This is a genomic window from Candidatus Thermoplasmatota archaeon (assembly GCA_030018475.1).
GTDB lineage: Archaea > Thermoplasmatota > JASEFT01 > JASEFT01 > JASEFT01 > JASEFT01.
Map to the genome: position 1 here is coordinate 1 of JASEFT010000025.1, position 18,193 is coordinate 18,193.

Consider the following 18,193-nt stretch of genomic DNA (forward strand, 5'->3'; position numbering starts at 1 on the left):
CTTTCACTGGTTTTACTAACTATTGGATAAAGTAGGTGTTAAGTTGACACTCTCTTTCCAATAGCAAGATGGCTTTTAAGCAATAATAATTTTTATCTTTCATTAGAAAAATTCAATTGCTACTAGGCTAATTCTAAGATATGCTCAGCTCAATATTCATGGGCGAAGCGAACGAATATACGAGGAGTTGCCGAAGGCAATTCCGAAGTATACAAAAATTTGATAAATTTAGATTTATCGATAAGCTCAAAGCTTTTCCAGAGCAGGTAGAGAATGCTTATAATATTGAGCTCCCAAAACTGCCTGAATTTAAATTCGATAATATTGTAGTTACGGGCATGGGCGGTTCTGCAATAGGTGGAGAGCTCCTGAGCGCTTGGGCTCTGCGAGAGCTCGGTAGAATTATTTTCGTTAGTCGCGATTACGAATTACCTAATTTTGTAGATAAAAATTCTTTGGTCTTCGCTATAAGCTATTCTGGCAATACTGAGGAAACTCTGAATGCATTTTCGGAAGCGCTAGCCCGAAAGTGTAAAATTATAGCTGTTACAAGCAACGGCAGGCTTGCTAAATTGGCTCTGCAGCATGAAATTCCTTTAGTGAAAATACCAAAAGATTATCAGCCGAGACAGGCTATTGCCTACCTTTTGTTGCCAATTGCTAGAATACTTGAAAGATTTGGTATTGTTAAGTTTGGTACTGAAGATGCGGTTAGCACGTTGAGAAATTTGAGAGCCAATCTGATACCTGAAAACGAAGCTAATAATATCAGTAAAGAGCTCGCGCTAAAATTAAAAAATAAAATTCCTATAGTTTATGGTCATTCTTATCTCTACCCAGTTGCAAGGAGATGGAAAACTCAACTTAATGAAAATTCTAAAGTTATAGCTTTTGCAAGTAGTTTTCCTGAAATGTGTCATAACGAAATAGTAGGTTTAAATAAAGATAAAAACACAAATAGATTCTTCCATATAATATTAAGGAGCGCCGATGAAAATGAGCAACTCAGTAAAAAAATAGGAATTACTAAAAAATTAGTTCTCAAAAATTCTGCTGAGGTTTATGCGCAAGGCAACTCTACAATTTCTAAAATGCTCTCTTTGATTTATATAGGAGATTTTACTTCCTATTATTTAGCGCTACTGCGCAAAGTGGATCCAACTCCTGTAGAGATAATAGAAAAGCTCAAAAAGTTACTTTAAGAGTGAAGCTAGCAAATGCCCTATCAAAAGATGCATGTCCTCGCTGTGCTGCATACTAGCAATTTCTACAACCAAGCATTCTTTAGCCAGTTTTTTTAGCTCGCCGCCATCGAAGCCTGCTAAACCAATTGTATAAGCTCCTTTCTCATTTGCATATTTTATAGCTTCAAGCACGTTTTTAGATTTTCCACTACCGCTTATACCTATCACAACATCGTCTTTTTCTAAAAGGCTCTTTAGCTGCTCCTTGAATATTACGCTATAATCTTCGTCATTGCTCCACGCAGTAATTAGAGGGATATCGTCAGTAAGTGCAAGAGCCTTTAAGCCTTTGAACTTAGCGAAATCGCAAACTAGATGCGAAGCTGTGCTTGCGCTGCCGCCGTTACCGAACAAGAATACTTTTTTGTTTTTGTTTTTTGCGACTTGAATTATTTTTGCAATCTTTTCAATTTTATCTGCCTGCTTCTTTAAATTATTAACACATTTTATAGAAGTGTCTAGATGCTCCAGAATTTTGTCTCTCATTTTATCACCCGTTCAAAATATTTCTTCATAGTTTGCCTCAATTGCATCTTTATAGAAATTTTTTATACCTTCTTCTGTCTTTGGATGCTTTAGCATTTCTTGAAGTACTCCAAAAGGTACTGTTGCAATATCGCATCCAAGCTCAGCTACTTCTCTTACTTGCTGAGCATTTCTCATACTAGCAGCTATTACCTCAGTCTTAATGTTATATTTTCTGAAAGTTTGGAGTGTTTTCTCTACGCAATCTACTCCACTCACTATTCCTTTATAGTGCATTCCTTTTTCGCCAAGTCTGGGATAGTAATCGCTCTTCTGAAAATCCTTCCCGTACCTTTTATTAGCGCACTCCCTTAAATAATCATCTATTCTTCCAGCAAAGGGGCTCACATATCTAGCGCCTGCTTTAGCACCTAAAAGAGCTTGCTCCGGAGTCATTATCAAAGTTACGTTCACAGGTATTCCTTTCTCACTCAATTGTTTTATCGCTTTCAAGCCTTCATAATCATTTGCTTCTTGTTCAGTAGAAGTATTAATTGGTATTTTTATTACGACATTTCTAGCTATTGGATTGAATTTTTTGTATAGGATTTGAGCCTCATCAATCATCTTTTCTGCTTTATTACTGAGCACTTCTAAACTCACAGGCCTTCCTTCTCCAGCTACTCTACATATTTCACTAATATAATCTTCTATACTTACTTTTACTCTCGTTCTTTCTTCGTCGAGCGCCTTTCTAACCAAGCTCGGGTTTGTTGTTACTCCGTCCACTATCCCCCAAGAAATTGATTCCTTTATTTCAGCCAATTTCGCGGTGTCAATAAATATTTTCATTTTTACCACTCTCCCAAAGTAGTTGCACCTTTGTCTTCAAACTTAAAATCAAGCTCTTTAAATCCGAATTGCGCTAGAGCTTTCCTTAATCCGTTTTGATTCTTGCGCTCGCAATACAGCATTAGATAGCCTCCTCCGCCAGCTCCTGTAAGTTTGCCTCCTAGAGCGCCGTTTTTTAATGCTACTTCGTAAGCTCTATCAATAATATCTGTTGTTATCCCTTCTACAAGCTTTCTTTTATTCTGCCAAGATCTATCAAGCAGTTCGCCAAAATAGCGAAGCTCGCCTTCCTCAATTGCAAACTTTACTTCAAGACCTAACTTTTTAAGTTCGTGTAAAGATTCTATTACTTTTTCCTCATCTTCCTCGCAAGCCTTATCTTGCATAGTTAATATTTTTGTAGAATCTCTTGTCCTACCGGTAAAAAACAGCATTAAATCTTCTGCTAACCTTTTTCTTATTTCTTCACTAACTTTCAGACGCTCTACAATTGTTTTTTCCTTTTCAAACTTAATAAAATTCAGTCCTCCGAAAGCGCTGGCATACTCATCTTGCTTGCCGATGGGAAGCTTCAATTCTTCTCTAGCTATCTTATAAGCACTTTCTGCAATTTCTTCCTTGCTCATCTTAAGTCTCTCTAAAGTATCTATAACTTTAACTGTATTAACAGCAAGTGCTCCTGAAGAGCCTAATCCTGAGCCTGGTGGTACTTCAGAAGCTAAGAACATATTAATACCCCTTTGTATATTGAAATGTTTTAGTACAGCAGTTGGTATATCAAAGCCCTCCCCAAACTTTAATTCGTAAAAATCTTTTACGTTATAGTTCATCTGAAGGTCTGCAGAAATTAGCTGTATTCTATCATCGTCCCTCAGCTCTAGAACTGTGTAGAAATATTTATCTATCGTTGTACTGACAACCAATCCGCCATATTTCTGGTAATAAGATGGCAAGTCAGTACCTCCTCCTCCAAAACTTATTCTTACAGGCGATCTTGCAATTATAGCCATTTTTTAGTTCTCTTTAAGCAGAGCTCTCACCGCCAGCCTTATACTTTCTTCTGAGTTATATCTAGGCTTCCAGCCTAACTTCTTGAGCTTCTCAATAGAAAGCTGAATTTTGGGAATGTCGCCCCGCCAGCCGCGCTCGCTACCTGTATATCTAAAGCTTACTTCCTTTAAGTGCATTTCTTCAACTACAATTTCTGCGATTTTATTCACTTCGACAGTATCCTCAGTTGCAAGATTGAAAATATTCACTTTATCTTTACTACTCTCTAACAAAAAGAGCATTGCGTCAATACAATCTTCTACCAGCATGTAAGATTTCCGCTGCTTGCCGTCGCCTAAAATTTCAAGCTCTTTTTTGTTTCTATTGAGTTTATTAATGAAGTCGAGCACAATTCCATGAGTGGCTCTTGAGCCTACTATGTTTGCAAGTCTAACAATCCAAGCTTGGAAGTCGAAAGAGTGGCAATAGGCGCAAATTAAAGCTTCGCATGCTAATTTACTAGCGCCGTAAAGTGAAATTGGTAGTAGAGGAGCATACCCCTCAGGTATTGGGAAAGGTATGTTTTCACCGTAAACAGTGCATGTAGAAGGAAATAAAATTTTTTTAACTTTATTTAAGCGCATAGCCTCAAGCACATTATGAGTTGCAATTATATTCTGCTCTAAATCTAAATTTGTTTTGTCAGTACCCTTCTTTACATCTGAGTTAGCTGCTAAATGGAATACTGAATTTTGAGCGCGCATAACTTCTTTTAATTTATTTAGATCGAGCAGGTCACCTTCAATAAATCTAAAATTTTCATCACTAAAATGCTCTTTCAAAAAATCTTTATTGCCTGTAGCAAGATTATCATAGACTGTAACTTTTGCTTGCGCTCTCAGCAATCTATCTACCAAATGGGAGCCTATAAAACCTGCGCCGCCAGTAACCAGTATCTTTTTTTCCATTAAGAACAGAATATGATTTTGAATTTATAAAGGCTTTTCTTTTAAAAAAAATTGAAAGAAAAAGATTATCCACTCAAAAATATTTTTATATTTTATGCATGCAAGATTTATTAAAAACTTCAGAGGCAGGAAAATACTAACCGAGAAAGAAGTTAAAGATTTACTTAAAGACTACGAGATTCCAACTACAAATTATAGGCTAGTAAGTTATGAAGAAGATCTTAGGGAGCTCAATCTGGAATATCCTCTGGTTTTAAAAGTATGCTCTCCCAGATACACTCACAAAACTGAAGTTGGTGGAGTTAGGCTTAATATAAAAAGCAGAGCTGAGCTATTTACAGCTTTTAAAGAATTCAAGAAAAAATTCACAAACGAAAGATTCCTTGTTGAGAGTATGGAAGAGCACGGTCTTGAGCTGATTATAGGGGCTGTAGAAGATTATACCTTTGGGCATGCAATAATGCTCGGCTTGGGCGGTGTTTATACAGAACTTTTTAAAGACGTAACTTTCAGAGTAGTTCCTATAAACTCAAAAGATGCTGAGGAAATGATAATGGAAATAAAAGCTAGTGAGTTCGTTAAAGGGTTTAGAGGTATGAAAATAAGCCCAAAGGCGCTTATTAATATATTACTGAAAACCTCAGAGCTTACTGTCGATTATCAGGACTATATCAAAGAGCTTGACCTCAACCCTGTTTTTGTAAGAGAAAAAGATGCTGTTGTAGTAGATGCGAGAATGGTATTGAGATGAAGAAGCTGAGATGTTTAGAGTATGCAGAAGCAGATAGTAGAAACGCAATTTTATTTAACATTGAGAACACAGAATATTTGAAAGTTAAATTAAAGGAGGCAACTGAAAATCCTAATTTGAGACAAAAGCTTTATACTGAGATAGCAAATAAATTCGCGCTAACTGCACAGCGCTAACAAACTTTAAACTGGCAATTTTCAGTTAAATTTCCGTACACGACTTGCTCATTCTATAAGCATTTTGGTCGGGATAATAATTAGGAATTACAAAATCAATCTTGTAGTTGTGCGAAAGGTAAAATTTTATTGCTCCTTTGTTATCCACACCAACTTCTAGAATAAAGCGCTTAACTTTAAGCTCTTTAGCTATCCTCTCAGCTTCTTCTAGCAATCTACTACCGATGCCTTTCATTCTAAACTGCGGAAGTACAGCAATTGAAATTATTCTTGCAGTGTTTCTATTAACTGAGATTGTTATATATCCTAATATTGTGTTATTGCGCTCTTCCACCAAGGTTAACGTCGCTTCAATAGCTAAAAAATAACGTATAAGCTCTTTGGGATAGCGCTCATTTTCGTCAAAGCAGCTTTCTTCTACTCTATAAATAGCTTCTAAATCTTTAACTGAGGCTTTTCTCAGCATTTTCAAGCCAGTCTATTGCCTAAAGCGCAGAAAATTGTATTGCAAATGAATATTAATGCAAATATAAATATTTCGAAAAAACCTAACTTAGGTGCAATATTAGGAAATAATGATTGCACTAACATTAGGATTAAGAGCAGTTGCAGTGCGCTCCAAGCTATACCGATAGCAATTGCGTTCTTGTAATCTCTAGCTTTTTCATACTTAGCGCAGGAATAGCCCGCAATTAAAGGTGCAAGAGTCAGCGCAAGAAACAGCCCTGAGCCAGGAACGAAAACAAGTAAATTTAATATTGCAATTGTCGCAAGTCCTAAAAGGAAAGATTTAATTCTGCTCATTTATTGTCAAATAACCTCCAAATTATTTAAATTCTCGCTCGCATATTTAAGTTTAAGTGATTGAAAAATGAAAGGCGATTTAGAAGATAATATTTTCATGCTCGTAGGCCCTGTTAAAATGCATCCCCGCGTTATTAAGGCTATGCTGAGGCCGGCATTAAATCATAGAAGCAAAGAATACGGCGAAATTTTAGCAGAGGTAAGAGAGCTGCTTAAATACGCATTTAATTCGCAGCGCGATGTAGCGCTAATTACAGGCTCTGGTACCGCAGGGTTAGATTGCGCACTTTCGAATCTGCTAAAGCCTAAAGATAAAGTTCTATGCCCGTATAATGGCAAGTTTGGAGAGCGTTTGTATAAAATAGCTCAGCTCTACGCAAGCGCTACAGCACTTACTTTCGAATGGGGTAAAGTTATAGATATTAAAAAAGTAGAAGAAGAGCTTAAGAAAGGCTACGATGCAATTGTGCTGTGCCATAACGAAACATCTACTGGCATGACAAACCAAGCTGGAGAGATAGGTAAATTAGCAAAAAAGTATGGCTGCTATTATATTGTAGACGGTATAACTTCAGTTGGAGGCATTGTAGTTGAGCCAGAAGCTTGGAACATAGATATTCTAGTAACAGGCTCGCAGAAATGTTTAGCAGCACCTGCTGGCTTATCCGCACTTTCAGTTTCTCAAAAAGCTTATGAAAGACTTGAGCCTAGAAATTATTATTTAGACTTGAAAAAACATATTGACAGACTAAAGAATAATGATACACCATATACCTCTGCAGTCCCTTTAGTGCTGGCTTTGCGCGAAGCGTTAGTAATGCTAAAAGAAGAAGGTCTTGAGACTAGAATAAAAAGAACTTCTAAACTTGCTGATGCTTGTAGAAAAGCAACTGAAGGTCTCGGCTTAGAGCTATTCTCGGAAGGTAATTATTCTAACACGCTCACTGCGATTAAATATCCAAATGGAATTTCAGACGAGCTAAGAAAGAACTTATTTGAAGAGCGCAGAGTAATAGTTGCAGGTGCGCAAGACCCTTATAAAGGTAAATTCTTCAGAATAGGTCATATGGGTATTTGTTCTTTTAGCGACTTACTAGCTACTTTCGGAGCTCTAGAGGCAAGCTTGAAAAAATTTGGATATAACGCAAGCGCTGGCGCTTTAGAAGCTATTGCTAAGTGCTTATGATAATTTATCATCAAGACTATCTTAAGCATGTCCTTTCTTTTGGTCACCCAGAAAGTCCTGAGAGACTCAAAGCTATAGTTAAAAAATTGAATGAAGAAAAGCTTTGGGATAATGTTTTAGAGCCTAAAGAAGCTAGAATTGAACATCTGAGAAAAGTTCATGACTTTGAGTACATTGAAGCTGTAAAAAACCAGGGCTTTATTGGCTTTGAGGCTCCTGTGCATGCAGATACTTTTAGAATAGCTGCACTTGCTGCTGGAGGCGCTATCCTTGCAGCTACTGAAAGCTATGAGAATAAGAAAACTTCTTTTGCTTTAGTAAGACCGCCGGGCCATCATGCAGGTAAAGATTATGGCGGCGGCTTCTGCTATTTCAATAATATTGCGATTGCAACCAAAGTTCTTAACAAAAGGGCAGAAATTATTGATATTGATTTGCATCACGGGAATGGTACAAGCGATATTTTCTACGAAGACGATAAAGTTCTGTATATCTCAATACATCAATACGGCATTTACCCAGGTACTGGCTATTTAAATGAAGTTGGTAAAGGGAAAGGTGAAGGATTTACAATAAATATCCCATTTACGAGCGGCTGCGGCGATAGCTCTTATACACTAGCATTTGAAAAAGTTATAGAGCCTGCTACTGAGCAATTTAAGCCTGAGATTATTCTCGTGAGTTTTGGTAGCGATGCTCATTACATGGATCCTCTTGGAGGATTAGCACTCTCTACCTCAGGATATCTAGAAATTGCAAAAAAGATTATTAAGTTGAGTAATGAGCTATGCGAAAGGAAAGCTATGTTCGTACTCGAGGGTGGCTATCATTTAGAAGCTCTAGCTGAATGTGTTGCAACTATTATTGGCGCAATGCAAAACAAACAGATAGAATCTAAGTTTAATGACGTTAGAGACGTTAGCGGTATTGGAACGAGAATAATTGAAAAAATAATAGAAGTGCAGAAAAGATATTGGAGGTTGTGAAAAAAAAAAGTGAGGGCTAAAAAAATCATAATTACATTCTTTATTCTGGCTATAGCTCTTGCGTCTCTCTTCCCCAACTCATATCCGGCGCTACAACTTTCAGAGTTGCGAGCTCAAACCAAAGCACAAAAAGCTCTCCCTATATTTTCAGATGATTTCGAAAATAGCTTAGGCAAATGGGGTATAACACCAGCTGGAAAATGGAATTTGAGTACGAGTTACGCATACTCAGGAATTTATTCTGCAAGAGCTCTTTACGATGCAAACAATGCTAACTATAATTTAGTGTCTCAAGAAATTAACTTGACCACAGCTACAAATGCAAAATTCAGATATGTATTTAGAGGTAGCTCTGAAAGTGGTTACGATTACCTCTACGTAGAAATAAAAAAAGCTACAGAAACTACATGGACACAATTAGCTAACTATACAGGCACAGCATATGAAAAATCTTGGTGGATTAATGTCCATAATATTTCTTCATACATAGGGAGCGCAATCCAAGTAAGGTTCAGATTCTATACAGATAGTAGTAATTACGGAAGTAGCTATGGTATAGGCTGGTATATAGATGATGTTATAGTTACTGAAGGCGCAACTACAGTTAACATTCTAAGACCGATTCTAGCAGTACCAATTATACAAGAAAAAGGTAAATGGATTAATGTTGAGGTAACCGCTGACGCTACCTCTACCTCAGAATGGAGCGCTAGTATTAGCACTGCTTACGATACTTTCAATTTACCGATCAATTCTATAATGCAAACATCTCCTAAAAACTGGACTTTGAATGTGACAATACCTTTAGATGCACGTGAAGATTTATATTTGCTGGAGGTTAAAGTAGACAGCATTGTTGATAGAGAAGCGAACGCAGTTTCAGTAGTCTCTAAATTAAAAGAAAAATTCACTTTCATACAGATCACAGACACCCATATAGGTTCTGTGAGCGGAGGCTCTACTTACAATGAAATGAAGCGCATAATTGAGAACGAGACAAATCTAATAAAGCCTGATTTTGTAATAATTACTGGCGATTGCTGCGATAAAGAGCCTACTTGGTGGAGCACACAGGAATTTCCTGCAAGTGAGCAGGATTTGAAGTTTAAAGAGTTACTGCACATGTTTAGAGTACCTGTCTATGTTATAAATGGCAATCATGACTATTCCTACGTTTTAGAGGATACCGGTATAGTCTTATTCAGAAGATATATTAATCCTTATCCTGATTTCTCGTTTAAATACGGCAATTTCTTTTTTGTAGGCATGGATTCTGGCAAGTATGTGAGCACTCTAAATTCTAACGGTCAGGGCTTGACTAACGAGCAAATTACATGGCTTGAAAACCAGCTTAGCGCTAATAACAACAGCACTCAAAAATTCGTGTTTATGCATCACCCAGCGCATAACCTAGAGCACAACTCTGAAAATTACAAAGCGCTTATTAGAAAATACAATGTAACGTTCAGTTTAGTAGGGCATACCCATGCAACGAATATTTACGATAGAGACTACAAGCAGATAACCGAAGATGGCAGTATAGGCTCGCCAGCATTTCCTTTGTTCATGGAAGGCGGCGCTATAAAAGGTAGTGGCGGGTGCTACAGAATAATCAGAGTTAATGGTAGCAAAATTGACTTCTATACCTACGATTCAGACGGCAACGGTGTAAGAGACGATACCAAGTGTACTCCTACAGAGCAATTGAAGTTAAGTTATACCCCTGCCAATAACGGTACTGCAAGCTCTGTAACTGCAACTATAACTAACAATTTAAGAGAAGATTTTGAAAATGCATTTGTTGAGTTTAAGGTAGCACTTCCAGAAGCAGAGTATGAGTACATCGTAGAAAATGGTACAATAGAGCAAAAGCTTGAATTACCAACAATGCATGTATATTATGTGAGAACTAACATTTCAAAGCTCAGTGTAAAGAATGTAACTATCAAGCGAGCAATAAAATACTATCTAACTTTTTCACCAGGCTGGAATTTTATTACTCTGCCTTTGAATGTGAGTTATAAAAACGCTTCTCAATTAGCAGATGCAATTTCTGCGTGCAGTTACGTTGGGAGATGGAGTACTAGCGCAAATAAATTTGATCTATATGAGAAAGGTTATCCAGAAAAAGATTTTGTATTGGAAAATGGTGTTGGCTATTTTGTAATGGTTACAGAGCCTACAACTTTGCTGATTATAGGCGAAAGATTGCAATCTCTGCAAATAGCTCTGAAGCCAGGGTGGAATAGCATAGGCTGGTTCAATTCTACATCTATAGATGCTAAGGAGCTAAAAATCACAAATTGTACTGCTGTAGCATATTGGGATAGCACAAAGCACAGATTTGTAGTGCACACTAGAGGTACTAATATTTCTAACTTCTATTTAGAAAGAGGTTATGGGTATCTAGTCTATGTAACTAAAGAATCGACTTGGATAAATGATTAGCTTTTTCATTTAATATCCTTCTAATCAAGTTCGCATATTGTTCTATTCTTTTTCTTTTTCCCTGAAGGACTTTTCTTCTTCTTTGGAAGAAAAAGAAAAGGGCTTCTTTCATTTATTAAAAAAATTTTTTATCAACTCTTTTAGCGCCTGCGCTCTCGCGCTTGCTTATTTTCTTAGTTAGATCCTTAGTTTTTTTCTTGTCTATTCTCACCTGCCTCTCTAAATGCCACAGAACCTCATCCAAAGCTTTCATCAAATCCCATTGTGAAAGTTGACTCCTAGAAGTAGCGATAAACATCCGCTTTGGAGTGAGTAGTTTAGCTCTCACGGAATATTTTATAGTTTTACCGCTGGGCTTGTATTTAGCAACATCCAGCAAAAGCATTTGAGGTGGTAGCATTTTATTGATCTTCTTTAGCGATTTCTGGATTAGTTCGTACATTGCGTCGTAGACACTAGGCTCTTCCTCTAAACCAGTTATTTGCACATATGCTACATCTCTGGGCTTAAAACTTGCAATTGCTCGCAACACATCTGCTTGTGTGACTATTCCTATAGGCTTCTCAGCTTCTGTTATTATCACAGAAGAAATATCGTTTTTAGCCATTAGCTCTGCAATCTCAGTAACTTTGGAGTCAGGATTGGCAACTATCGGTGGCGAGCTCATTAAACTTTTTATCTCTACATCGGAAGGTATTTTTTCGCCTGCGAACTCACCTTTAGTGCTCTTTTCACGCGTAGCTTCGAAATGGATAACTATGTCTTTCAAGCCTACTACTCCTACAAGCTTGTTTTTATTATTGATCACAGGTAAATTCTTCACTCCCAAATCGCGCATTAAATCTTTAGCTTTGATTATACCATCGTTTTCGTGCATAGAAATGGGGTTTGAGCTCATTATTTCGTGAGCAGGAACATTAGCGAGCTCTTTTATTCTAGCTGCAACTTTAATAATATCTGATCTTGAAATTACTCCTAGAAGCTCTTTATTTCTTGTTACTGGCAGAGTTCTAAATCCTGTAGAAAAAAGTAGCTCTGCAGTATCAATTATAGAATCTTCAGGCTTTACTTCCGGCGACGATACCATTACAACACTAACGTTAGTGGAAAGTGCTAGCTTCCTTCGCTTTATTAGATTAGTATAGCTCACCCAGCCAAGCAATTTATTTTTCTCAACGACTGGGAGCTCATAAATATCGTGTTTTTTCATCTTGCCTATAACGTCTGAGAGCATATCCTGAGCACTTGCAGTAGCTAGTATTCGGGATAGGCAATCGTTTACTTTCAGAGTGTTAATACTGACAAGTTTTTCCATTCCAGCAAATTATAGTAATTAGATTTTGGGTTATAAATATTTATATTTGTAAATACAATAGAAGTTCTATGAGAATTGCGCTCACAGGCGTGCCATGCGTTGGAAAGAGCGCTGTTGCAAAAGTACTGAGAAAGAGAAGCTATAGAGTTGTTAATTTGAATATCTTAGCTGAAAGGCATAATTTTATTAAAGGCTATGACAGAGCTAGAAATTGCAAAATCGTAGATTTGAAAAAGTTGGAGGCTTTGATAGAACAAAAATTTAGTCAGAAAAAAATTTTTCTGGTATCGCATTTCGCGCATCTTTTGAATAACGATATTACAATTATTTTGAGATGCTCTCCTAAAGAGTTAAAGAAAAGATTAGTGAGAAAAGGATATAGTCGGAGAAAGGTTATAGAGAATTTAGAGGCAGAAGCTTTGGGCGTGATAACTTTAGAATCTGCGCACAGGAATAAAAATACTTACGAAATAGACTCTACAAAGCTTAGCAAAGAAGAAATTGCAAACAAAATAATTCTTATTACGAAAGGAAAAGGTAAATGTTACGAAGCTGGTAAAATAGACTGGTCTGAGGAAATATTAGAATGGTATTAGATAAGTATAGAAATATTAGCGATAGACTACTAGAGCCTTTTGCAAGGCCAATGAGACAAATAAATCCAAATTATCTTTCCGTAGCTGCACTCGCACTTGCCGTGCTCGCAGGCCTTTTCTTCTGGCTGAGCAATTTTTGCAAAGCTGCTCTAATTTCAGCCTCTTTACTTGTTTTTATGAGCTCTTTTTTTGATGCGCTCGACGGCAGGGTTGCAAAAATAGCAAAGAAAGAAACTAAAAAAGGCGACTTCTTGGATCATGTTCTAGATAGATATGCGGATGTTTTTATTTTAGGAGGAATAATGCTCTCGCCTTACTGCAATCCTGTTATTGGCGCTCTTGCTATAATCGGCGTTTTACTAGCAAGCTATTTGGGCACGCAAGCGCAAGCTTTAGGGCTTGGAAGAGAGTACAGAGGCATTTTGGGGAGGGCTGATAGACTTGTTATTTTGATTGTTGTGCCGATAACTCAATTTTTAATTCTTGAAAGAATTTGGTATTTTTATGCAGTTGAATGGATGATGATATATTTTGCTATTTTGGGTAATGTGACCGCTTTACAAAGAGCTTGGCACAGCTGGAGAAAACTCAAATAAAAACGTTATTTTAGCTCCCAAGTTTGTAGCCCTTGAGGCTCAAACGAAAAGTCAACTACCTTACCGCCTCTGCGCTCAAGCTCCTCAGCAATAATATGCTTTTTATCAAACTTACAATAGAGCAAAAGATAGCCTCCACCACCAGCGCCTAGAATTTTCCCGCCTAGCGCACCGTTCCTACGTGCGATTTCGTAAAGGGCATCTATTTTTGGGTTTGTTATATGGGTAGCAAATTTCTGTTTGTTCTTCCATGCTTGGTGCAGTAATCTCCCAAAGTCGTCTAAACGAGCTTGCAAAAGCGCATTTTTAAGTTCATAGGCAATTTTTTTAGTTTCGTCAAGCGCTTTAACAACTTCTTCCTTTTTCTTGATATAGCCTTCAATCTGCCTCTTTAATATATTTTTAGCAAATCTTCTGCCTGTATAGCAGAGCAATAGATGGTAGGCAAGCTCATTTATTGTATCTCTATCTATTCTGAGAGGATTGACTATTGTCTTACTACCTAAAAACTCTATAAAATTAAATCCTCCGAAAGTAGCTGCATATTGATCTTGCTTACCCCCTTTTATACCCAAATCTTCACGCTCTATTTTATAAGCAAGCTCTGCAATCTCGTAATCAGTCATAGGCTTGCGAAGCCAGTGCTTGAGTAGACCCACAAGTGCAACAACTAGGGTGGAAGAGCTCCCTAGACCTGAGCCGGGCGGCGCATCAGAATGCAAAAATAAATTCATTCTTTTTTTAACGCCCATTGCCTTCATTGTAGCTTTTACAAGATCAAGCTCGCCAGTATAGGTAAAATCTTTCTCAGTCTTATACTTGGCAACCAGATCGTAATCCAGGGAACGAACAACAACCTCATCTTTCTTAGAAGGAATGAGTGTTGCGTAAGCGTGCTTGTTTATTGTAGCGCTGAGAACTGCGCCTCCTCTTTCGCTAGGATAAGGCTCTACATCTGTGCCGCCACCGCCAAAACTAATGCGCAAAGGCGCCTTGCTCCGCACGATCATTTTTTTCTCACCTTTAACTGCGCTTCCTGACTATAAATATTTCGCCAGTAGTTCAGCGTATCTTTTAATGTCTTATCAATCGGTATTTTTGGCTCCCAGCCGCATTGAGCTTTAAGTTTGGTGTTATCGCCCATTATTATAGGCTCATCCGCGGGCCTTAACTTCTTAGGATCTATCTCTATTTTGATTTCTTTAATCGAGTAGCCCAACAGTTTATCAAGAATATCTTTGATTAGATAGGCTTTTGAAGAGCATATATTATAAACCTCGCCAGGTTTTGCGTGCTCCATAAGCAACCAGAAGGCATGGACAACATCTCGCACATCTGTAAAATCCCTTCTTGTATTGAGATTGCCAACTAGCATTTTATTTTCTTTCTTGTTAACCTCAAGCTCTGCGATTCGGCTTGCAAAATCAGAACAAACGTCATTTACTTTCCTAGGACCGGTTGTATTGAATATCCTCGCTCTAACAGTATGAATATCAAAATTTTTAAAATACTGGTATGCGAGCAAGTCTTGCGCTACTTTACTTACACCATAAGGGTGGAGCGGTAATAAGGTATGCTCCTCTTTCACAGGGACCTCTTCCGGGGTAACGAGACCGTACTCAGCGCTAGAGCAGGCAACTAGGATTTTTGGGTTGAGTTTTGTTCTCCTAACAGATTCGAAGATATTGATAGTCCCGATAACGTTCGTTTCTACAGTGCCTGTAGGATCAAGCCAAGAAACTGTAGGAAAACTTTGCGCTGCTAGATGAAATATTAAATCAGGAAAGACTTTTTTTATTATCTTTTCTACGATATTTTTATTACGAATATCGCACTGGATTATTTCTATTCGGTCTTTTATATGGTTTATATTGTTTGTCTTTCTCTTATGTAGCACTGTTCCTGCAACGGAAATATTTCTGCTTAAAAGCTCCTCTGCAAGCCATGACCCGATAAACCCGTTTATTCCTGTGATTAAAACTCTCATAGTCTTTTCATAATAACTAAATAGTTTATAATAGTTTCTCCTTTAATCTCTCGCGGAATAACTGCGATAGCCCCTTTGTAACCACAGACCATTCATATTTTTTAATTATTGTTTCTCTTGCATTTTTTTCCAACTCTCTCATAAGTTCTGGGTTTGTGCTTAATGACTTTATGGCACTATCGAACTGTCCTAAGTCTGAAATGAGAAATGGCTCTTTCTCATACTCTATTCCTCTTGCGCCCAAGCTTGTTGTAACAATCGGCATGCCGTAAGCCATATACTCAAGCATTTTCACATTCACACCTGCCCCATGCATGATGGGATTGATTGCAAGCTCGCTTGTTCTTAATAACCTATCTTTCTTTTCTTCAGAGATTAACCCATAAAGCTCAACATTTTTTTGTTTCTTCTTCACCTCGATGCAGCATCTTCCAGCAATTCTAAATGTGAACTCAGGCAGTTTTGGCGCCAATGCATCATTTATAAATTTTGCAGCTTCAAAATTTGCAAAGTAAGTGCCGCCGATGAAAAGAACTGTTCTGTCTATAACATTTCTATCCTTTTCTGGAAGGCTTACTCCGTTTGGTACAATGTGAATTTTTGATTTATCTATCCCATATAAACTGAGAAAAGATTCTTTCTCCTCTTTAGACGTGGTTAAAACAATATCGCTCTCTTCGCAAGCCCTCTTTTCCAAAGCAAATATTTTAGGTAAGAGCTTTTTTTCTAAAATGCTAGAATAGACCTGTTTTTTTAAAATATATTCTACATTATGGGCATCGTAAACAATTAATTTTTCATTCCCGTTTCTTACCTTACTCAACAGGGGAAAATGCCAGCAGCCTTCGAAAACAAGAATTTCACTTTCATTTGCATGCTCTAAATAGCGGCTCAGTAGAGAAGGAGAACGTCTGCACGTCCAAGCTAGCGCCGGATCAAATAAAGGCTTTTTTGTGAGGAAGTATCCCAAAGCTCCAATTGCTGTTGTTATCATCCCTGGGATCTCAAGTAGGCTAAAGCTCTTGCTAATAGTATACTCTCTTAGCTTCGTAATTGCCCCACTATGTCCAATCAAGACAACATCAAAATCTTCGCTTAGATATTTTAATATATAGTACGACCTGTGTGCACATCCTATCGGAGGGTACACTTTATCATGGCCGATAGAAGTTATCTTCATATATTCCGAAACTGTTCTCAGAATAAATAATATATTGGTTTTGCATAGAGAAGTTTTTTAGTGCCGAAAAGCATTTTAAAGCTAAGTCTATGAAAAAGATAGGTGTAGTCAATCTAAGATTCTATCCTGCCCTTGGTGGTGCGGAAACACTTATTTTAGAAATTTGTAAAAGATTAACTAACAAATTTGATATCACTATAATCACCTCAGATATAAAAACAGAGCTTCCTTACAAAAAATTAGCTGAAACTGAGATGATAGACGAATATCAGACCCTAAAGATAGAAAGACTTACCTCAAAACATCTTTTGCCTCTAGAAGGTTATGGCAATGTTTTAAGAGGTTTAAAAAAGGAATTAAAGAATTTTGACATCATTCATACATACGGTTACGGTTATTATCACACAGATAGGTCTATAAGAGTTGCAAAAAAATTTAATATCCCATCAGTTTTTACACCTTTATTACACAAAGCTTTTTTCGCAAAGCACAAATTCTTAAGGTCGATCTATGATTCTACGCGAGGGAAACGGACTTTAGAGCTTGCAAATAGAATAATAGGGCTCAGTAACGAAGAGAAAAAATATCTTAGTAAAAGGTTTGGAATAAGAGAAGATAAAATCACGGTTGTGCCCTGTGGAGTTGATTTGGAGAAGTTTAAAGATTTAGGTAAAGAAAAGGAGAATGAGCTCCTTTTTGTAGGCCGCCTTTCGCCAGTAAAAAGTTTAGAAATCCTTGTAAAAGCACTAGCTATAGTAAAAAAAGATATTCCTGACATAAAACTTAAGTTAGCAGGCGAAGATTGGGGCGTGAAAGAAAGTCTGAGAAATTTAGCTCTGGAACTTGGCGCAACTGAAAACATCGATTTTTTGGGCAAAGTATCTAATGATAAATTGATAGACCTTTACAACGAGGCAAAACTTTTCGTTACCTCTACAAAATATGAATCTTTCGGTATAAGTATTTTGGAAGCCATCGCTTGCGGTACTCCTGTAGTTGCAAGCAATGTTGGGGGTATACCTGAAGTTATTGGTAACTGCGGCTTGTTATGCGAAAGATCGCCTGAAGATTTTGCGCAGAATATCCTAAAAATACTCAAAGACAGCGCTCTTTATTCCAAGTGTAAAGAAAATACAAGAACTTGGTGTGAAAATTTTAGCTGGGACGTTATTGCAGAAAAAATTAGTAATATTTATTCTGAGGTGCTAAGATAGAAAAAGCTAAAGATGATTTAGAAAATACTTTTCAGTTTGTGCGATGAGGGAATAAAAACATAGCGGTTAGCAAAAACATCCCCACAAATTTGATATTCAAGTATAGCCTTACACATAAACATGGCAAAAACTGCTTTTATAACTGGTATAACAGGCCAAGATGGCTCTTATCTTGCAGAGCTCTTGCTAGCTAAAGGCTATACTGTATATGGGCTTGTGCGTAGGCTTTCTACGCCCAATATCAGAAATATAGAGCATATACTTGATAAAATAACTATTCTTGACGGCGATCTTGCAGACCAGAGCTCTTTGATTAGCGCTTTGAGTATTGCGCAGCCTGATGAAATTTATAATTTAGCAGCTCAGAGCTTCGTGCAAACTTCTTTTAAGCAGCCTGTTTACACTACAGACGTTAATGGCTTGGGAGTTGTGCGC

20 protein-coding genes are annotated in these 18,193 nt (G+C 37.4%); 10 read left to right on the top strand and 10 right to left on the bottom strand.

Going from position 1 to position 18,193, the window contains the following annotated elements:
- Positions 1 to 140: 140 nt before the first annotated feature.
- Positions 141 to 1,202, top strand: a complete 1,062-nt coding sequence (locus tag QMD21_04505) for a bifunctional phosphoglucose/phosphomannose isomerase (GenBank protein MDI6856025.1) — start codon at positions 141 to 143, stop codon at positions 1,200 to 1,202.
- Here the strand turns inward: QMD21_04505 and QMD21_04510 are convergent.
- From QMD21_04510 to QMD21_04525, 4 genes are read right to left on the bottom strand one after another with little or no spacing between them, the layout of a single operon-like run.
- Positions 1,194 to 1,730, bottom strand: a complete 537-nt coding sequence (locus QMD21_04510) for an SIS domain-containing protein (GenBank protein MDI6856026.1) — start codon at positions 1,728 to 1,730, stop codon at positions 1,194 to 1,196. The genes QMD21_04505 and QMD21_04510 overlap by 9 nt on opposite strands.
- Before the next feature lie 12 nt (positions 1,731 to 1,742).
- Complete coding sequence (locus QMD21_04515; GenBank protein ID MDI6856027.1) at positions 1,743 to 2,561, bottom strand: transaldolase family protein; 819 nt, start codon at positions 2,559 to 2,561, stop codon at positions 1,743 to 1,745.
- 2 nt (positions 2,562 to 2,563) lie between these two features.
- Positions 2,564 to 3,571 carry a hypothetical protein gene (locus tag QMD21_04520; protein ID MDI6856028.1) on the bottom strand — a complete coding sequence of 336 codons (1,008 nt, stop codon included), beginning with the start codon at positions 3,569 to 3,571 and terminating at the stop codon, positions 2,564 to 2,566.
- A 3-nt stretch (positions 3,572 to 3,574) separates the two neighbouring features.
- Positions 3,575 to 4,519, bottom strand: coding sequence for an NAD-dependent epimerase/dehydratase family protein (locus QMD21_04525; GenBank protein ID MDI6856029.1), 945 nt, complete (start codon positions 4,517 to 4,519; stop codon positions 3,575 to 3,577).
- Positions 4,520 to 4,613: 94 nt separating this feature from the next.
- Here QMD21_04525 and QMD21_04530 point away from each other — a divergent pair, with 94 nt between their 5' ends.
- Together QMD21_04530 and QMD21_04535 are read left to right on the top strand one after the other, a co-directional pair.
- Positions 4,614 to 5,270, top strand: coding sequence for an acetate--CoA ligase family protein (locus tag QMD21_04530; GenBank protein MDI6856030.1), 657 nt, complete (start codon positions 4,614 to 4,616; stop codon positions 5,268 to 5,270).
- The gene (locus QMD21_04535; protein ID MDI6856031.1) at positions 5,267 to 5,446 is read left to right on the top strand and encodes a hypothetical protein; all 180 of its coding nucleotides are present in this window, start codon (positions 5,267 to 5,269) and stop codon (positions 5,444 to 5,446) included. Before QMD21_04530 ends, QMD21_04535 begins: the two co-directional genes overlap by 4 nt.
- A gap of 25 nt (positions 5,447 to 5,471) precedes the next feature.
- Here QMD21_04535 and rimI read toward each other — a convergent pair whose 3' ends face one another.
- Together rimI and QMD21_04545 are read right to left on the bottom strand one after the other, a co-directional pair.
- Complete coding sequence (gene rimI / locus QMD21_04540) at positions 5,472 to 5,912, bottom strand: ribosomal protein S18-alanine N-acetyltransferase (GenBank protein MDI6856032.1); 441 nt, start codon at positions 5,910 to 5,912, stop codon at positions 5,472 to 5,474.
- A gap of 2 nt (positions 5,913 to 5,914) precedes the next feature.
- The gene (locus QMD21_04545) at positions 5,915 to 6,250 is read right to left on the bottom strand and encodes a hypothetical protein (protein MDI6856033.1); all 336 of its coding nucleotides are present in this window, start codon (positions 6,248 to 6,250) and stop codon (positions 5,915 to 5,917) included.
- A gap of 67 nt (positions 6,251 to 6,317) precedes the next feature.
- On the opposite strand from QMD21_04545, the gene QMD21_04550 reads away from it, so the two are divergent.
- From QMD21_04550 to QMD21_04560, 3 genes are read left to right on the top strand one after another with little or no spacing between them, the layout of a single operon-like run.
- Positions 6,318 to 7,436 carry an alanine--glyoxylate aminotransferase family protein gene (locus tag QMD21_04550; GenBank protein MDI6856034.1) on the top strand — a complete coding sequence of 373 codons (1,119 nt, stop codon included), beginning with the start codon at positions 6,318 to 6,320 and terminating at the stop codon, positions 7,434 to 7,436.
- Positions 7,433 to 8,422: a histone deacetylase gene (locus QMD21_04555; protein ID MDI6856035.1), complete on the top strand. Its 990-nt coding sequence runs from the start codon at positions 7,433 to 7,435 to the stop codon at positions 8,420 to 8,422. Before QMD21_04550 ends, QMD21_04555 begins: the two co-directional genes overlap by 4 nt.
- A gap of 9 nt (positions 8,423 to 8,431) precedes the next feature.
- Positions 8,432 to 10,870 carry a metallophosphoesterase gene (locus QMD21_04560; protein ID MDI6856036.1) on the top strand — a complete coding sequence of 813 codons (2,439 nt, stop codon included), beginning with the start codon at positions 8,432 to 8,434 and terminating at the stop codon, positions 10,868 to 10,870.
- Between the two features lie 115 nt (positions 10,871 to 10,985).
- On the opposite strand, the gene QMD21_04565 is transcribed toward QMD21_04560, so the two are convergent.
- Entirely contained in the window at positions 10,986 to 12,185 is a 1,200-nt protein-coding gene (locus QMD21_04565; protein ID MDI6856037.1) for a CBS domain-containing protein, read from the bottom strand.
- A gap of 68 nt (positions 12,186 to 12,253) precedes the next feature.
- Here QMD21_04565 and QMD21_04570 point away from each other — a divergent pair, with 68 nt between their 5' ends.
- Both QMD21_04570 and QMD21_04575 read left to right on the top strand, forming a co-directional pair.
- Complete coding sequence (locus QMD21_04570; GenBank protein MDI6856038.1) at positions 12,254 to 12,781, top strand: adenylate kinase family protein; 528 nt, start codon at positions 12,254 to 12,256, stop codon at positions 12,779 to 12,781.
- Entirely contained in the window at positions 12,772 to 13,377 is a 606-nt protein-coding gene (locus tag QMD21_04575; GenBank protein ID MDI6856039.1) for a CDP-alcohol phosphatidyltransferase family protein, read from the top strand. The genes QMD21_04570 and QMD21_04575 overlap by 10 nt, the downstream gene beginning before the upstream one ends.
- Before the next feature lie 5 nt (positions 13,378 to 13,382).
- Here the strand turns inward: QMD21_04575 and QMD21_04580 are convergent, their stop codons facing one another.
- Genes QMD21_04580 through QMD21_04590 form a run of 3 tightly spaced genes read right to left on the bottom strand, consistent with a single transcriptional unit; the run spans position 13,383 to position 16,544 of the window.
- Positions 13,383 to 14,387 carry a GHMP kinase gene (locus QMD21_04580; GenBank protein ID MDI6856040.1) on the bottom strand — a complete coding sequence of 335 codons (1,005 nt, stop codon included), beginning with the start codon at positions 14,385 to 14,387 and terminating at the stop codon, positions 13,383 to 13,385.
- The gene (locus tag QMD21_04585) at positions 14,384 to 15,364 is read right to left on the bottom strand and encodes a GDP-mannose 4,6-dehydratase (protein ID MDI6856041.1); all 981 of its coding nucleotides are present in this window, start codon (positions 15,362 to 15,364) and stop codon (positions 14,384 to 14,386) included. Before QMD21_04585 ends, QMD21_04580 begins: the two co-directional genes overlap by 4 nt.
- Positions 15,365 to 15,389: 25 nt before the next feature.
- Entirely contained in the window at positions 15,390 to 16,544 is a 1,155-nt protein-coding gene (locus QMD21_04590; protein MDI6856042.1) for a glycosyltransferase family 4 protein, read from the bottom strand.
- An 89-nt stretch (positions 16,545 to 16,633) separates the two neighbouring features.
- Between QMD21_04590 and QMD21_04595 the strand changes: the two genes are divergently transcribed.
- Positions 16,634 to 17,758 (top strand): glycosyltransferase family 4 protein, encoded by a 1,125-nt coding sequence (locus QMD21_04595; protein MDI6856043.1) that lies wholly within the window; start codon positions 16,634 to 16,636, stop codon positions 17,756 to 17,758.
- A gap of 120 nt (positions 17,759 to 17,878) precedes the next feature.
- Positions 17,879 to 18,193: GDP-mannose 4,6-dehydratase (locus QMD21_04600; GenBank protein MDI6856044.1), on the top strand; the 315-nt coding region annotated here is incomplete at its 3' end.

Coding starts and splice junctions, on each gene's coding strand:
- QMD21_04505 (MDI6856025.1), top strand. CDS start 141: ATGCTCAGCTCAATATTCATGGGCGAAGCGAACGAATATACGAGGAGT.
- QMD21_04510 (MDI6856026.1), bottom strand. CDS start 1,730: ATGAGAGACAAAATTCTGGAGCATCTAGACACTTCTATAAAATGTGTT.
- QMD21_04515 (MDI6856027.1), bottom strand. CDS start 2,561: ATGAAAATATTTATTGACACCGCGAAATTGGCTGAAATAAAGGAATCA.
- QMD21_04520 (MDI6856028.1), bottom strand. CDS start 3,571: ATGGCTATAATTGCAAGATCGCCTGTAAGAATAAGTTTTGGAGGAGGA.
- QMD21_04525 (MDI6856029.1), bottom strand. CDS start 4,519: ATGGAAAAAAAGATACTGGTTACTGGCGGCGCAGGTTTTATAGGCTCC.
- QMD21_04530 (MDI6856030.1), top strand. CDS start 4,614: ATGCATGCAAGATTTATTAAAAACTTCAGAGGCAGGAAAATACTAACC.
- QMD21_04535 (MDI6856031.1), top strand. CDS start 5,267: ATGAAGAAGCTGAGATGTTTAGAGTATGCAGAAGCAGATAGTAGAAAC.
- rimI (MDI6856032.1), bottom strand. CDS start 5,912: ATGCTGAGAAAAGCCTCAGTTAAAGATTTAGAAGCTATTTATAGAGTA.
- QMD21_04545 (MDI6856033.1), bottom strand. CDS start 6,250: ATGAGCAGAATTAAATCTTTCCTTTTAGGACTTGCGACAATTGCAATA.
- QMD21_04550 (MDI6856034.1), top strand. CDS start 6,318: ATGAAAGGCGATTTAGAAGATAATATTTTCATGCTCGTAGGCCCTGTT.
- QMD21_04555 (MDI6856035.1), top strand. CDS start 7,433: ATGATAATTTATCATCAAGACTATCTTAAGCATGTCCTTTCTTTTGGT.
- QMD21_04565 (MDI6856037.1), bottom strand. CDS start 12,185: ATGGAAAAACTTGTCAGTATTAACACTCTGAAAGTAAACGATTGCCTA.
- QMD21_04570 (MDI6856038.1), top strand. CDS start 12,254: ATGAGAATTGCGCTCACAGGCGTGCCATGCGTTGGAAAGAGCGCTGTT.
- QMD21_04575 (MDI6856039.1), top strand. CDS start 12,772: ATGGTATTAGATAAGTATAGAAATATTAGCGATAGACTACTAGAGCCT.
- QMD21_04580 (MDI6856040.1), bottom strand. CDS start 14,387: ATGATCGTGCGGAGCAAGGCGCCTTTGCGCATTAGTTTTGGCGGTGGC.
- QMD21_04585 (MDI6856041.1), bottom strand. CDS start 15,364: ATGAGAGTTTTAATCACAGGAATAAACGGGTTTATCGGGTCATGGCTT.
- QMD21_04590 (MDI6856042.1), bottom strand. CDS start 16,544: ATGAAGATAACTTCTATCGGCCATGATAAAGTGTACCCTCCGATAGGA.
- QMD21_04595 (MDI6856043.1), top strand. CDS start 16,634: ATGAAAAAGATAGGTGTAGTCAATCTAAGATTCTATCCTGCCCTTGGT.